16 protein-coding genes and 1 pseudogene are annotated in these 14,680 nt (G+C 70.8%); 7 read left to right on the top strand and 10 right to left on the bottom strand.

Annotated elements, in window-relative coordinates; all coding sequences use genetic code 11:
- The first annotated feature begins 11 nt into the window (after positions 1-11).
- Complete coding sequence (locus tag ACFQS1_RS30950) at positions 12-1,592, top strand: class I tRNA ligase family protein (protein WP_378975244.1); 1,581 nt, start codon at positions 12-14, stop codon at positions 1,590-1,592.
- Here ACFQS1_RS30950 and rdgB read toward each other — a convergent pair whose 3' ends face one another.
- The 4 genes from rdgB to ACFQS1_RS30970 form a co-directional block, all read right to left on the bottom strand.
- Positions 1,593-2,207, bottom strand: a complete 615-nt coding sequence (gene rdgB, locus ACFQS1_RS30955) for an RdgB/HAM1 family non-canonical purine NTP pyrophosphatase (protein ID WP_378975246.1) — start codon at positions 2,205-2,207, stop codon at positions 1,593-1,595. It abuts the gene before it with no gap.
- Entirely contained in the window at positions 2,204-2,932 is a 729-nt protein-coding gene (rph, locus tag ACFQS1_RS30960; RefSeq protein ID WP_378975248.1) for a ribonuclease PH, read from the bottom strand. The genes rdgB and rph overlap by 4 nt, the downstream gene beginning before the upstream one ends.
- Positions 2,933-3,030: 98 nt before the next feature.
- Positions 3,031-4,239, bottom strand: a complete 1,209-nt coding sequence (locus ACFQS1_RS30965) for a glycosyltransferase (RefSeq protein ID WP_378975250.1) — start codon at positions 4,237-4,239, stop codon at positions 3,031-3,033.
- A 70-nt stretch (positions 4,240-4,309) separates the two neighbouring features.
- Entirely contained in the window at positions 4,310-5,059 is a 750-nt protein-coding gene (locus tag ACFQS1_RS30970; RefSeq protein ID WP_378975252.1) for an MBL fold metallo-hydrolase, read from the bottom strand.
- Positions 5,060-5,319: 260 nt separating this feature from the next.
- On the opposite strand from ACFQS1_RS30970, the gene ACFQS1_RS30975 reads away from it, so the two are divergent.
- Positions 5,320-5,730: a hypothetical protein gene (locus ACFQS1_RS30975; RefSeq protein WP_378975254.1), complete on the top strand. Its 411-nt coding sequence runs from the start codon at positions 5,320-5,322 to the stop codon at positions 5,728-5,730.
- A gap of 11 nt (positions 5,731-5,741) precedes the next feature.
- On the opposite strand, the gene ACFQS1_RS30980 is transcribed toward ACFQS1_RS30975, so the two are convergent.
- From ACFQS1_RS30980 to clpS, 5 genes and pseudogenes are all read right to left on the bottom strand, one after another.
- Entirely contained in the window at positions 5,742-6,707 is a 966-nt protein-coding gene (locus ACFQS1_RS30980; RefSeq protein ID WP_378975256.1) for a PLP-dependent cysteine synthase family protein, read from the bottom strand.
- A gap of 4 nt (positions 6,708-6,711) precedes the next feature.
- Positions 6,712-7,035 (bottom strand): MoaD/ThiS family protein, encoded by a 324-nt coding sequence (locus ACFQS1_RS30985; protein WP_378975258.1) that lies wholly within the window; start codon positions 7,033-7,035, stop codon positions 6,712-6,714.
- Positions 7,036-7,095: 60 nt separating this feature from the next.
- A pseudogene (locus ACFQS1_RS30990) lies at positions 7,096-7,586 on the bottom strand (M67 family metallopeptidase).
- Between the two features lie 53 nt (positions 7,587-7,639).
- On the bottom strand, positions 7,640-8,182 hold the full coding sequence (locus ACFQS1_RS30995; RefSeq protein WP_378975274.1) for a DUF2017 domain-containing protein: 543 nt from the start codon (positions 8,180-8,182) through the stop codon (positions 7,640-7,642).
- Positions 8,158-8,448, bottom strand: coding sequence for an ATP-dependent Clp protease adapter ClpS (gene clpS, locus ACFQS1_RS31000; protein ID WP_378975276.1), 291 nt, complete (start codon positions 8,446-8,448; stop codon positions 8,158-8,160). Before clpS ends, ACFQS1_RS30995 begins: the two co-directional genes overlap by 25 nt.
- A 105-nt stretch (positions 8,449-8,553) precedes the next feature.
- Here clpS and ACFQS1_RS31005 point away from each other — a divergent pair, with 105 nt between their 5' ends.
- The 5 genes from ACFQS1_RS31005 to ACFQS1_RS31025 all read left to right on the top strand — a co-directional run bounded on the left by ACFQS1_RS31005 (position 8,554) and on the right by ACFQS1_RS31025 (position 13,322).
- The gene (locus ACFQS1_RS31005; protein WP_378975260.1) at positions 8,554-9,840 is read left to right on the top strand and encodes a nicotinate phosphoribosyltransferase; all 1,287 of its coding nucleotides are present in this window, start codon (positions 8,554-8,556) and stop codon (positions 9,838-9,840) included.
- Between the two features lie 12 nt (positions 9,841-9,852).
- Positions 9,853-10,428 (top strand): isochorismatase family protein, encoded by a 576-nt coding sequence (locus tag ACFQS1_RS31010; protein ID WP_378975262.1) that lies wholly within the window; start codon positions 9,853-9,855, stop codon positions 10,426-10,428.
- Between the two features lie 156 nt (positions 10,429-10,584).
- The gene (locus tag ACFQS1_RS31015; protein WP_378975264.1) at positions 10,585-12,000 is read left to right on the top strand and encodes an MFS transporter; all 1,416 of its coding nucleotides are present in this window, start codon (positions 10,585-10,587) and stop codon (positions 11,998-12,000) included.
- Positions 12,001-12,315: 315 nt separating this feature from the next.
- A complete protein-coding gene (locus tag ACFQS1_RS31020) occupies positions 12,316-12,636 on the top strand; it encodes a DMT family transporter (RefSeq protein ID WP_378975266.1) in 321 nt (106 codons plus the stop codon).
- Entirely contained in the window at positions 12,633-13,322 is a 690-nt protein-coding gene (locus tag ACFQS1_RS31025) for a TetR/AcrR family transcriptional regulator (RefSeq protein WP_378975268.1), read from the top strand. Before ACFQS1_RS31020 ends, ACFQS1_RS31025 begins: the two co-directional genes overlap by 4 nt.
- 138 nt (positions 13,323-13,460) lie before the next feature.
- On the opposite strand, the gene ACFQS1_RS31030 is transcribed toward ACFQS1_RS31025, so the two are convergent.
- Positions 13,461-14,680 (bottom strand): cytochrome c oxidase subunit I (locus ACFQS1_RS31030; RefSeq protein WP_378975270.1); only part of this gene is annotated, 1,220 nt, incomplete at its 5' end.

Consider the following 14,680-nt stretch of genomic DNA (forward strand, 5'->3'; position numbering starts at 1 on the left):
AGCGTCCCGGCATGTACGTCGTGTCGATGTTCGCCTACCCGTCGGGCGATCTGCACATGGGTCACGCGGAGGCGTACGCGATCGGCGACGCCATCGCGCGATACTGGCGGCTGCGCGGTCATGAGGTGCTGCATCCGATCGGCTGGGACTCGTTCGGGTTGCCGGCCGAGAACGCGGCCATCAAGCGCGGGCTCCACCCGGCCACCTGGACCCGCCAGAACATCGAGACCCAGGCGGAGTCGTTCCGGCGGTACGGCGTCTCGGTCGACTGGCGCACGCGGCTGCACACCAGCGATCCGTCGTACTACCGCTGGACACAGTGGCTGTTCCTGCGGTTCTTCGAGCGCGGGCTGGCCTATCGCGCGCGGGCGGCGGTCAACTGGTGCCCGGCCGACCGGACCGTGCTGGCCAACGAGCAGGTCATCGACGGCCGATGCGAGCGGTGCGGCAACGTCGCGACCTCGCGGTCGCTGACCCAATGGTTCTTCAAGATCACCGCGTACGCCGATCGCCTGCGCACCGACATGGACCAGCTCGCCGCGGGCTGGCCGCCGCACATCCTGACCATGCAGCGCAACTGGATCGCCGGCCTGCACGACTGGCTGATCTCCCGGCAGCGGTACTGGGGCTGCCCGATTCCGATCATCCACTGCGCGTCCTGCGGGCTGGTGCCGGTGCCCGACGATCAGCTGCCGGTCGAGTTGCCGCCCGACGCCATCCCGCTGGCCGGCGCGACCGCGTGGATGGCGGTCGACTGCCCGGCGTGCGGCCGGCCCGCCGCCCGGGAGACCGACACACTGGACACGTTCGTCGACTCCTCGTGGTATTTCCTGCGCTACCCCAACGTGTCCTATCCGGACGGGCCGTTCGATCCGGCGCTGGTGCGCCCGGTGGATCACTACGTGGGCGGCAGCGAGCACGCGGTGTCGCACCTGCTGTACGCGCGCTTCTTCACCAAGGCCCTGCACGACATGGGCCTGCTGGATTTCGCCGAGCCGTTCCGGGCCCTGACGACGCAGGGCCATGTGCTGCTCGATGGCGCCGCGATGAGCAAGTCCAAGGGCAACCTGGTCACGCTGGGCAGCCAGATGGACGAGCACGGCCCGGACGCGGTGCGCGTGGCGATGCTGTTCGCCGGTCCCCCGTCGGCGAACGTCGACTGGGCGGACGTCTCCCCGCGCGGCGCGAAACGCTTCCTGTCGCGGGCACTGTCGCTGACCGCCCGCGTCACCGACGACGCTCCGCCCGCCGGTGCCTCGCCCGCCGGCGCCTCGCCCACTGGCGCCTCGCCCGCTGGCGCCTCGCCCGCCGGCGCCTCGCCCGCCGGCGCAGGTTCGCTGCGGGAGACCTCGCGGCGCCTGCTGCGCGAGATCACCAGGCTGGTCGAGGCCGGCCGGCTGAACGTGGCGCTGGCCCGCACGATGGAGCTGGTCAACGCCGCCCGGGCCGCGCCGCCCGGCGACCCCGCCCTGCGCGAGGCCGTCGAGGCGACGGCGATCGTGTTGTCGCTCTACGCCCCGTACACCGCCGAGGAGATGTGGAGGCGCCTGGGGCACGCACCGAGCGTGGCGCTCGCCCGGTGGCCGGGCTGATCAGCGCGGCAGCTCCTTGGCAATCACCTTGGCCAGCTCGCGGAAAGCCTTGCCGCGGTGGCTGATCGCGTCCTTCTCCGCCGGGTCGAGCTCGGCGTTGGTGCGGATCTGGCCGTCGCCCAGGAAGATCGGGTCGTAGCCGAACCCGCCCTCGCCGCGCCGCGCCCGCAGGATGCGGCCGCGCTGCTTGCCCTCGACGAGGTGCTCGCGACCGTTGGGCAGAACCAGGGCCGCCGCGCACACGAACGCGCCACCCCGATTTTCCTCGGCGACGTCGGAGATCTGCGCCAGCAGCAGGTCGAGGTTGGCCGCGTCGTCGCCGTGCCGGCCGGACCAGCGGGCGCTGAACACCCCGGGCATCCCGTTGAGCGCGTCGATCGCGATGCCCGAGTCGTCGGCCACCGTGGGCAGGCCGGTGCGCCGGGCGCCCTCGCGGGCCTTGATCAGCGCGTTCTCGCCGAAGGTCAGGCCCGTCTCGGGGACGTCGGGATAGTCATCGAAGTCGCCGAGGCCGGCCAGCGCCACCCGCTCGGCGCCGAGCGCCAGGTCGAGGATGCGCTGCAGCTCGGCGAGCTTCTTTTTGTTGGCCGTGGCGAGCAGCAGCCGTGCGCTCATGAGGACAGCGCCTTCTGCTGGGCGGCCGCGAGATCGGCGCAGCCGGCGACGGCCAGGTCGAGCAGGAGATCCATCTGGTCCCGGCGGAACACGCCGTTCTCCCCCGTGCCCTGCACCTCGACGAAATCGCCCTCACCGGTGCAGACCACGTTCATGTCGACCTCGGCGGCGACGTCCTCCAGATACATCAGGTCGAGGCGGGGCTCGCCGTCGATGATGCCGACGCTGACCGCCTGGATCGAGCGGTGCATGACCTTGTCGACCTTGCCGGCCAGGGACTTGCGCTCGGCCAGCCAGCTCACCGCGTCCACCAGCGCCACATAGGCCCCGGTGATGGCGGCCGTGCGGGTGCCGCCGTCGGCCTGGAGCACGTCGCAGTCGAGGACGACCGAATTCTCGCCCAGCGCCTTGAGGTCGATGCAGGCCCGCAGGCTGCGCCCGATCAGGCGGGAGATCTCATGCGTACGCCCGCCGACCCGGCCCTTGATGCTTTCCCGGTCGCCGCGGGTGTTGGTGGCGCGCGGAAGCATCGCGTATTCCGCGGTCACCCAGCCGAGGCCGGAGCCCTTGCGCCAGCGGGGGACGCCCTCGGTGACGCTGGCGGTGCAGAGCACCCGGGTGTTGCCGAACTCGACGAGCACCGAGCCCTCGGGGTGGATGCTCCACTGCCGCGTGAGGGTCACGGGTCGTAGCTGGTCGGCCGCTCGGCCGTCGGGTCGTGCCATGCCCCAAACCTTATTGGTTCGGCGCCGAGCCCGCTCAGCCCGCCCCGCCACCTGTGGATAACCCACCCGGCACCGCCGGATAGCGGCGCCCAGCCCGATCAGCCTGCCCCGCCGCCCGTCGACAACCCGTTCGGCACCGCCGGGCGCAGCACGGCCGACGGTCGCTGCCGCGTGATCGACATGCCGACCGCGGCGGGCTGCGGCGCGGGCGACACCCCGTGCGCGCGCAGGAAGCCGTCCACCGCCTGCTGCCAGCCGAAGCGCTCGGCGCGGGCGCGAGCGGCCGCCCGGCGAGCCGCGGACGGCCGGGCCAGCAGCTCCTGCACCCCGCCGGCGAACGCCTCCGGGGTGCCGGCGACGGCCACGCCCGCGTCGCCGACGACCTCGGGCAGCGCGCTGCTCTCGTTGACCACCACGGGCGTGCCGCAGGCGAGCGCCTCCAGCGCGGCCAGCCCGAACGTCTCCACCGGCCCCGGCGCCACCACCACGTCGGCGCTGGCCAGCAGCGCGGCGACCGCGGAACGGTCGGCGATGTGGCCGGCGAACCGCACCGGCAGCCGCGCGGCGCGGTAGGCCAGCGACGTACGCCGCGTGCCGTCCCCGGCCAGCACCAGCACCGCCGGCACCTTGGCGTTGCGCAGCGCCGCCACCGCGTCCACCGCCAGCTCGGGCCGCTTGGCCGCGGACAGCCGGCTGCAGAACACCACGAGCAGCTCGTCGGGCCGGGCGTACCGCGCCCGCACCGCCGCGTCGGCGTGCCGCGGGTGGAACTCCTCGAGGTCGACGCCGAGCGGCACCTCGACGAGGTTGGGCACGCCCAGGCGGCGGAACTCGGCGGCCGCGAACGCCGTGGTGCAGACGATCGTGTCGAAGTTCTGCGCGGTCCGGAGGTTGAGCCGGTCGGCCAGCGAGTCGCGTTTCGGCATGCCCCAGACGCCGAGCAGGCCGGCCAGGCTCTCGTGCGAGACCATCATCGATCCGACCCCGCGCTGTCGCGCCCACGTGCCCGTCCAGCGCAGGGTGGCCCGGTCGGAGACCTCGATGCGATCCGGCTCGAGCTCGTCGAGCAGCCTGGTCAGCTCGCGGCGGCCGGCCATCACGCGGTAGCCGCCGGTGCGGGGCAGCGGGGAGCTGGGCAGCGTGATGACGCGGCCCTGCGACGTCATCGTGTCGGAGCGCTCACGACCGGGAACGATCAGCACGGCCTCGTGGCCGGCCCGCTGGTATCCCTCGCCGAGCTGGCGCAGTGCCGTTCGTAGGCCGCCGGAATGAGTCGTTACGAAGTTGGCCAGGCGAACGATGCGCATGCAGCAACTCCAAGATCACGATCCGGTGGTGCAACGGTGCAGTCTTCGGCCCCAGCCCCCCGGTTCAGGCCTACAGATCGTACCGGGCGCCGGGGCGAACCACCTCAACCGGGCCCGCGTAGGCGGCCGAGGCCGCATCCACAATAGATGCCTCGGAGAACCACGCAGGTATCAAATGGGTCAGCAATAACCGGCCGACGTCGGCCTTGGTGGCGGCCTCCCCCGCCTCGCCGCCGGTCAGGTGCAGGCCGGGCGGGTTGTCCACGCCGTCGAGGTAGCTGGCCTCGCAGAGGAAGATGTCGGCGCCGGCGGCCAGCCGCAGCAGGGCCTCGCAGGGCGCGGTGTCGGCCGAGTACGCGAGGACGTGGCCGCCGTGCTCGATGCGTACGCCGTAGGTCTCGACGGGATGGTTGACCCGGTCCACCGTGATCGTGAACGGCCCGATCGGAAACGTGCCCGGCTGCAGGCCGTAAAAGGTGTAGACGTCGTCGACCTGCTCGTTGTCGGAACTGTACGCCGCGCCGATGCGCTCGGCCGCGCCCAGCGGCGCGTAGACCGGAATCGGCGGCCGGGCCCCGCCCGGGTCGTACCGGCGAACGATCACATACAGGCAGGCGTCGAGCATGTGGTCGCTGTGCAGGTGGGTCAGGATGATCGCGTCGATCGCGTTCATGTCGGCGGTGTAGCGCTGCAACGCGGACAGCGAGCCGGAACCGAAATCGATCAGCAGACGGAAGCCATCGGCCTCGACCAGATAGGCGGAGCAGGCCGACTCGGGGCCGGGAAAACTGCCGGCACAGCCGAGAACGGTCAGTCGCATGCGGGTCCCTTTGGCTCACACTGGGTCGTCGACGCCCCGCTGGACCGGTCCGTGGCAGAGTCGTCAGACCAGTCAATCACGGTGCGAAGCGTATCCCCCGACCTGCGCACCATGTAAACGTCTGATCGATTTGTCGCTAAATCGACAACGTACATCACACCGCCCGTGACCTCGGTCATTAACGCAATTCCCGTTACGTCCGGTGAGTCGTCTGCGTTGCACAAAGTGAGGACTTCTGGGACGGAACAGACGGAGGCAGCGTGACCACGGTCGAGAAGAGCCGCAGCACGCGGACCGAGGCGGCGGAGATCATGCCGTTCGGTGGCTGGGAGAATACCCCGGCTCCCGCCGGTTTCAGAGGCCGCGAGACGCTTTTCCGCTTTCCGGCGGCCGACGACCCGGCACCGTCTCCGGCGCGCCTTCTGCTGATGGCGCTTTATGCCGCCGCACTCGGACTGGCGGGCGCCGGGGTCGGGGTCCGCGCAATGGTCACGATTTTCGGCGGCACGGCGTTCTGGTACGTCCCGGCACTGTCCCTTTTCGGACTCGCGTCCGTGGCGCTGGTGGTCGGATCGTTCCTGTCGATCCATCGCCCGGTGCTGCCGTGGCTGCTTCTGACCGCGGCCACGGTCCCGCTGGCGATCGACGTGCTGATCGCGGCGCTGTACTAAGCGCCTGGCGCTTACGCCCAGAGCTGGCCCTCGAGGGCCTCTTCCGCGTCGTTGAGGGTGCCGCCGTACGCGCCGGTCGACAGGTACTTCCAGCCGCCGTCGGCGATGACGAACGCGACGTCGGCGCGGCGGCCGTCGCGGACCGCCTCGTGGGCCACGGCCAGCGCCGCGTGCAGGATCGCCCCGCTGGAGAAGCCCGCGAAGATGCCCTCGACCTCGACCAGCTGGCGGGTGCGCAGCACGGCGTCCCGGGTGCCCACCGAGAAGCGGCGGTCCAGCACGGACGCGTCGTACAGCTCGGGCACGTAGCCCTCGTCGATGTTGCGCAGGCCGTACACCAGCTCGCCGTACCGCGGCTCGGCCGCGACCACCTGGATGCCCTCGACCTTCTCCTTGAGGAAGCGCCCGGTGCCCATCAGCGTGCCGGTGGTGCCCAGGCCGGCCACGAAATGCGTGATCGTGGGCAGGTCGTGCAGCAGCTCGGGACCGGTGGTCTCGTAGTGGGCGCGCGCGTTGGCCGGGTTGCCGTACTGGTACAGCATCTTCCAGTCGGGGTGCTCGGCGGCGATCTGCTTGGCGGTGGCGACGGCCTGGTTGGATCCGCCCGCGGCCGGCGAGAAGATGATCTCCGCGCCGTACATCCGGAGCAGCTGGACCCGCTCGGCCGAGACGTTCTCGGGCATCACGCACACGATGCGGTAACCCCGCAGCTTGGCCACCATGGCCAGCGCGATGCCGGTGTTGCCGCTGGTCGGCTCGAGGATCGTGTCGCCCGGGCGCAGATGGCCGGACTCCTCGGCCTCGCGCACCATGAACAGCGCCGGACGGTCCTTGACGCTGCCGGTGGGGTTGCGGTCCTCGAGCTTGGCCCAGAGCCGCACCGGCGGCGCCCCGTCGGGCACCGACGGCGAGAGGCGGGGCAGGCCGACCAGCGGCGTGCCCCCACAGGCGTCCAGCAGGCTCTCGAAGCGAGCCATCGGATTACCGGGAGCTGGCGCCGAGGAGGGCGGCAGCGGCCGCGAAGCCCAGCGCGCCGCCGGCGACCGCGGGCAGGATGGTGATCGAGTCGCCGTCCTTGACCTTGGCGTCGAGCGCGCCGAGGAAGCGCACGTCCTCGTCGTTGATGTAGATGTTGACGAAGCGGTGCAGCCCGCCCTCGGGCGTGATCAGCCGGCCCTTGAGGCCGCTGTGCTTGGCGTCGAGATCGTCGATCAGCGCGGTGAGCGTGTCGCCGGCGCCCTCGACGACCTTCGAGCCGCCGGTGTAGCTGCGCAGAATGGTGGGAACGCGAACTTCGATAGCCATGACGTGAATGCTCCTGGATGAGGGTCGAACAATCGGACGGGGTCTACGACGAAGGTGTCGTCAGCGACACTCGTAGACCACCGACACCGGGCTCTGCCCGAACATGTACGACTGCACCGTGCTCACGCTCACACCTCTACCGTCGCATCCACGATGTTGATCTCTTCCTCGGACACCACGCCGTCCACGATGCGGAACGACCGGATCTCCTCGGACTCCGGATCGCGGGTCGAGACCAGCAGATAATGCGCATTCGGCTCGCCCGCGAACGAGATGTCCGTCCGGGAGGGGTATGCCTCGGTCGCGGTGTGCGAGTGGTAGATGACCACCGGCTCCTCGTCGTTGTCGTCCATCTCGCGCCACACGCGCAGCTGCTCGAGGGAGTCGAACTCGTAGAACGTCATCGACCGGGCGGCGTTGTCCATCGGGATGAGCCGGGTCGGCAGGTCGCTGCCGATCGGGCCGGCGACCACGCCACAGGCCTCGTCGGGGTGGTCCCGGCGGGCGTGGGCGACGATCGCGTCGACGATCGCGCTGTCGATGGTCAGCACGGCGTCAACATTACCGTGCGATTTCGGCGCTCCGCCTATGGCTGTGGCCACAATCAGTCGATCTCGGGCAGCGCGTTCAGCAGGGACTCCTGCAGATAACCGAGATAGGCGTAGACGCTGAGCTGGAAGACCCGGCTCGAGCCCGGATCGCGCACCACGGCCGACTCGAGCTCCTCGCTCAGGTCGGTGTCGGCCTGGATCTCCAGCCGGGTGCCCATGGCCAGCCGGGCGTCGTTGATCGCGCGCAGCCAGGCCTCGGCGGCCTCGACGTCCAGGCGTACCTCGCCCTCGCCCTCGTCGGGCAGGGCCGCCAGGATCGCGCCGGCCTGGTCGATCTTGCCGGTCTTGAGCTCCCCCTCGGTGTAGAGGCGGAACTCGGCGGAGTCGTCGGGACGGTCCGGATAGATGTCCGGGAAGAGCCGCGAGACCACCGGGTCGGTGTGGTCCATGCCGTCGGTCAGCAGCCCGACCACCTCGCCGGCGACCTTGCGCAGCACGCGTACCTCGTCGACCGCGAAGGTGGCCACGCACTGGCTGCCGTTGCGTCGGAACATCTGCCCTCTCCCGCGTTTCAGGCCCGGTCGACCGTCGCCCAGAGACCGTAGCCATGGAGCTGGTTGGCGTCCATCTCCATGCGCTCGCGGGCGCCGGAGGAGACGACTGCCTTGCCCTTGTGGTGCACGTCCAGCATCAGCGCTTCGGCCTTCTCGCGGCTGTAGCCGAAGAGCTTCTGAAAAACCCAGGTCACGTACGACATGAGGTTCACCGGATCGTCCCAGACGACGGTCACCCAGGGGCGATCGTCGGCGGGTGCTTCCTCGATCTCCGGTGCCTCGACGGGAGCGACCTGTGGCAACGCCATGCCCCCCATGTTGCCACCGGATTTGCCGCATCGGTGAACCGGAACGCCGAACCGCAGGTCAGCGCGCACTTCGTAAGGGGCGTCCCCGCGCAATAGGGTGAGGGGGTGAACTCCTTCGCCCCCGCGCTGATGACCGATCAGTACGAGCTGACCATGGTCAGCGCCGCGCTCAAGGACGGCACCGCCGGCCGGCACTGCGTGTTCGAGGTCTTCGCCCGCCGCCTGCCCACCGGCCGCCGCTACGGCGTGGTCGCCGGCAACGGCCGGCTGGCCGAGCTGATCAGGGACTTCCGCTTCACCGAGGAGGACATCGACTTCCTGCGCGGCGCCGGGATCGTCGACGAGAGCACGGCGGCCTGGCTGGCGGCTTATCGATTCAAGGGCAACATCGACGGGTACGCCGAGGGCGAGCTCTTCTTCCCCGGCTCGCCGATCATGACGGTGTCCGGCACCTTCGCCGAGTGTGTCGTGCTCGAGACGCTGATCCTGTCGGTGCTCAACCACGACTGCGCGGTCGCCACGGGCGCGGCCCGCATGGTCACCGCCGCCCGGGGCCGGCCGATCATCGAGATGGGCTCCCGCCGTACGCATGAGGACGCTGCCATCGCGGCAGCCCGCGCCGCTTATCTCGCCGGTTTCGCCTCGACCTCGAACCTTGCCGCCGGCAAGAGATACGGCATCCCCACCACCGGCACCTCGGCGCACGCGTTCACGCTGCTGCACGACGACGAGCCGGCCGCGTTCGCCTCGCAGGTGTCGGCGCTGGGCAAGAACACGACCCTGCTGGTCGACACCTACGACATCGCCCAGGGCATCCGGAACGCGATCGCGGTGGCCGGCCCCGACCTGCGCGCGATCCGGATCGATTCCGGCGACCTCTCGGTGCTGGCTCAGCACTCCCGCGAGCTGCTCGATTCGCTCGGTGCCACCGAAACAAAGATCATCGTTTCGGGTGACATGGACGAGTACGCGATCGCCGCGCTGGCCGCCGAGCCGGTCGACATGTACGGCGCCGGCACCGCGGTGGTCACCGGCTCCGGTGCGCCCACCGCCGGCCTGGTCTACAAGCTGGTCGAGGTCGAGGGCCGCCCGGTGGTCAAGCGCTCGGAGAACAAGGCGACCGTCGGCGGCCGCAAGACCGCCGTCCGCCGGCACAAGCCCACCGGCACCGCCACCGAGGAGATCATCGTCTCCCAGGGCTCGCCCGCGCACGCCGCCAACGACCGCCCGCTCCAGCGCCCGCTGGTCACCGGCGGCGAGGTCGTCGACGGCCCGGCCCTGCACGAGTCGCGAGATCACCTCCGCCAGTGCCTGATCTCGATACCGTGGGAGGGCCTCAAGCTCTCGGCCGGCGACCCGGCCATTCCCGTCACCATCGTCCCGACCGCATAGGGGTGTTCCGTCGTGACCCGAGCGCTGATCATCGTCGACGTGCAGAACGACTTCTGCGAGGGTGGCTCGCTGCCCGTGACCGGGGGCGCGGCCGTGGCGGCCGGCGTCTCGCTGGCGCTGGACCGCGGCGGCGACCGCTGGGACCACGTGGTCGCCACCAAGGACTGGCACATCGATCCCGGTAACCACTTCAGCGATCATCCGGATTACCTCGACACCTGGCCGGCGCACTGCGTCGTCGGCTCCACCGGCGCCGACTTCCATCCCTCGCTGGTCACCGACCGCATCGAGGCGGTCTTCCACAAGGGCGAGCACAAGGCGGCGTACTCGGGCTTCGAAGGTCACGCCGAGGACGGCTCCTCGCTCGCGTCGTGGTTGCGCGAGCGGGACGTGACCGAGGTCGAGGTCGTCGGAATTGCCACAGATCATTGCGTACGGGCGACCGCGCTCGACGCCCGGCGGGAGGGCTTCGAGACGACCGTGCTGCTCAACCTGACCGCCGGCGTGGCGCAGGGCACCACCGACGCGGCTCTCGAGGAGTTCCGTACGGCTTCGGTCGCCACCAGCGGATCGCCCATAGTCGCCTGAAAATGGTCTGACGCGGCCTTTTGGGTGACGCCGCTTTTTGTGACGCCGCTTTCCCGGGCGCCGGTTTTCGCACACTTGCCGGGTTTCGCCCCCGGAAAGTGGTTGGTTTTCTGTCATACCCCCAAGGCAGTATGTCGGGCGGAGGTCAGGAACCACATGTTGCTCAAGCCTTACCGGGAAACGCTCGCCCTGCCGGGGATCAAGTCTCTGCTGGCGGTGGCGACGCTGGCGCGCATACCGATCGCCGCCGGCGCCGTCGTCGTGACCCTGCACGTCGTCACCGATCTCGACCGGGGCTACGGCGCCGCCGGCCTGGTCGGGGCCGCCCTCACCGTGGGCGGCTCGGTGGGCGCGCCCGTGATGGGCCGCCTGATCGACCGGCGCGGCCTGCGCCCGGTGCTCCTGCTCACCACGGTCGCCGAGGTCACCTTCTGGACCGTCGCCCAGGCGCTGCCGTATTGGCCGCTCCTGGTGGTGGCCCTGTTCGGCGGCTTCCTGGCGCTGCCGGCCTTCTCGGTCGCCCGCCAGTCGATCGCCGCGCTCACCCCCGAGGCCCAGCGCCTGCCCGCGTTCGCCCTCGACTCGATCACCACCGAGATCTCGTTCATGGCCGGCCCCGCCCTGGGCGCCTACATCGCCACCGCGCACGGGGGCCGCCCCGCCATGCTCGCGATCGCGGCCGGCATCCTGGTCTCCGGCCTGGGCCTGTGGCTGCTCAACCCGCCGATCCGCGCCGACCACGAGGCGCCCATCGAGGCCGGCGAGCGCATCGCCCGCCGCACCTGGCTGCGCCCTCGCCTGGTGGCTGTCCTGGCCGTGACGCTGGCGGCCACCCTCGTGCTCTCCGGCACCGACGTGACGATCGTGGCGGTGCTGCGGGAGAACGGCGAGCTGTCGTACGCCGGCTTCGTCATGTCCCTGTGGGCCTTCTATTCGCTGCTGGGCGGCTTCGCGTACGGCACGATGCACCGCCGCCTGCCCGCGGTGGTCCTGCTGACGCCCATGGCCGTCCTGACGATGGCCGTCGCCCTGGGCGCCGCCCACTGGTGGCTGCTGGCGGCGCTGCTCATCCCGTGCGGCGCCCTGTGCGCCCCCACCATCACCGCCAGCGCCGACGCGGTGAGCCGCATGACGCCCGCCGCCGCCCGGGGCGAGGCCATGGGCCTGCACAACTCCTCGCTCACGGTCGGCGTCGCCCTGGGCGGCCCGCTGGCCGGCCTGGCCGCCGACACCATCGCGCCGGCCTGGGGCTTCATCGCGGTGGGCGGCGTGGGCACGCTGATCGCCCTCGCCGTGATCCCGGCCGAGCTGCTGCACCGCCGCAGCCGCCTCCAGGAGGCCGCTGGCCTCGCGGTCACCGAGCCGGCACGCCCGGAGCTGGGACTCGCCGAGCCGGCACGCACCCAGCCGGCACGCACCCAGCCGGCACTCACCGAACCGGGCCTCGCCGTGCCCGCGCAGGCCGCTGACGACCGGCCCGTCGCCGACGACCGCTCCTTCGCCGACGGCGCTTTGGAGTCCGGCGCCGCGGGCCCGGCCGAAGTGTTCCCCAGCCCCGCGGGCCGCAGCTGACCCGCACGTCCCGACACCGCCGGCACGGCCCGGCTGCGCCTCTGATCCGGCCGGCCGCTCGCGTGCCGCCGTCGATCCGCTTCGGGGGCCGCCCTCGACCGCGCGCGACCCTCCACCGCAGGCCGTCCGTCGAGCCGGAAGGCGCCCACGCGGGCCGCGTCGCCCTGGTCCGAGCGGCACCCCATGCGGGTGAGCGCCCTCTGCACCCACTTGCCGGGTGAAGGGGTTCCATCGGCGGCCGGAAGGAGGATGTGAGGCATTCTCCGAGTTCTTATACGGTCGTACTTGTACGTTCGTACAAGAAGAGGTGTGGCAGTGGCCTACGTGTATCTGTTCGGCGCCATAGCGGCTGAGGTGCTGGCGACGAGCCTGATGAAGTCGACCGAGGGTTTCACCCGCTTGTGGCCCACGGTCTGGTGCATGGCGGGCTACGCGGTCTCGCTGGCGGCGCTCTCCCAGGCGGTCAAGGGGGTCGAGGTGGGTGTCGCCTACGCCCTGTGGTCGGCCCTCGGCACGGCCGCCATCGTGGCGATCGGCGCGGCTTTCCTGGGCGAGCCCATTACCGTCGTCAAGGTGGCCGGCATCAGCCTGATCATCGCGGGAGTAGTCACCTTGAACCTCGGCGGCACCCATTGACCATCCCGGCCACCACAACGGCCGAAGGCGGCCCGCAGCCCACCACCGGCCCACCGCCCCCCGCGGACGGCCCCATCCAGCCCACCGCCGACTCTTTGCCGCCCGGCGGTCGCGCGCCGGCGGCCGACGCCCAGCCCGCGGCCCGGCGGACCCGCGACCCGGAGGCCCGCCGGGCGGCGCTCGCGGCGGCGACCATCGAGATCATCGCCGAGGCCGGCATCGGGCGCACCACGCACCGGGCCGTGGCCGCTCGGGCGGGGCTGCCGCTGGGGGCGACCACCTACTACTTCCCCACGCTGGACGCGCTGATCGCCGCCGCCCTGCAAAAGGCGGCCGCCGACCAGGAGGCCGACCTCGAGCTCTGGGCCTCCCGCCTGCGCGACGCCCCGGACCTCGCTGTGGCCCTAGTGGAGCTGGTCGACGAGTACATGGCCGACCGCCGCACGGTCCGGATCGAGTTCGAGCTCTGCGTGGCCGCCGCCCGGGACGCGGCGCTGCGCCCGCTGGCCGAAGCCTGGCTGCACGGCCTGCACGAGCTGCTGGTCCCGCACGTGGGCGAGGACGCGGCGCACGACATCTCGGCGCTGCTCGACGGCACCATGCTGCACTTGCTGGTGACCGGCGCTCCGCTGAACGCCCCGGCGCTGACATCGGCGATCCGCGCGCTGGCCGACCGCACCCGATAAGCCAGCGAGCCGCCCCGGAAGGCGGCAGCCGCCTCGGATAGTGGCAGCCGCCCCGGAAGGCGACGGCCGCTGCGACACGGGACCGGGAACGAAGCGGCCCGCCCCCGGGAAGGGAGCGGGCCGCTTGCAGACGAAACCTCAGTGGTCGCTGTCCTCGCGGTACGTCGCGCCGCCGTCGGACTCGGCGGTCAGGACGCGGGCGCCACCCTCGGGCGGGCCGGTCAGCGTCTGCCCGGCGGCGAGCTCCGGGAACTTCGCGTCGAAGGCCGGCCGCTCCGAGCGGATGCGCGGCATCCGGTCGAAGTTGCGCAGCGGCGGCGGGGAGGACGTGGCCCACTCGAGCGAGTTCCCGTGACCCCACGGGTCGTCGACGGTCACGAGCTGGCCGACCTTGTACGACTTCCACACGTTGTAGATGAACGGCAGCGTCGACAGGCCGAGCACGAAGGACCCGATCGTCGAGAACGTGTTCAGGAACGTGAAGCCGTCCGACGGCAGGTAGTCGGCGTAGCGGCGGGGCATGCCCTCGGTGCCCAGCCAGTGCTGCACCAGGAACGTGCCGTGGAAGCCCAGGAACGTCAGCCAGAAGTGAATCTTGCCGAGGCGGTCGTCGAGCATCCGGCCGAACATCTTGGGAAACCAGAAGTAGATGCCGGCGAACACGGCGAACACGATGGTGCCGAACAGCACGTAATGGAAGTGCGCGATCACGAAGTACGAGTCGGAAACGTGGAAGTCGATCGGCGGCGACGCCAGCAGCACCCCGGACAGCCCGCCGAACAGGAACGTCACCATGAACCCGAGCGCGAACATCATCGGCGTCTCAAAGCTGATCTGACCGCGCCACATCGTGCCGATCCACACGAAGAACTTCATCCCGGTCGGCACCGCGATCAAAAACGACAGGAAACTGAAGAACGGCAACAACACCTGGCCGGTGACGAACATGTGGTGCGCCCACACGCTCATCGACAGCGCGGCGATCAGCAGCGTGGCGGCGACCAGGCCCTTGTACCCGAAGACCGGCTTGCGGCTGAAGACCGGGATGACCTCGGTGATGATGCCGAAGAACGGCAGCGCCACGATGTAGACCTCGGGATGGCCGAAGAACCAGAAGAGGTGCTGCCAGAGCATGGGCCCGCCGGTGTTCACGTCGAAGACGTGGGCGCCGAGGATGCGGTCGGCGGCGAGCGCGAACAGCGCGGCCGCCAGGAACGGGAAGACCAGGATCACCAGGAGGCTGGTGACCAGGATGTTCCACGTCATGATCGGCATGCGGAACATGGTCATGCCGGGCGCGCGCAGGGTCAGGATCGTGGTGATCATGTTGACGCCGCCGAGGATGGTGCCCAGACCGC

This window comes from Paractinoplanes rhizophilus, from assembly GCF_042664765.1.
GTDB lineage: Bacteria > Actinomycetota > Actinomycetes > Mycobacteriales > Micromonosporaceae > Actinoplanes > Actinoplanes rhizophilus.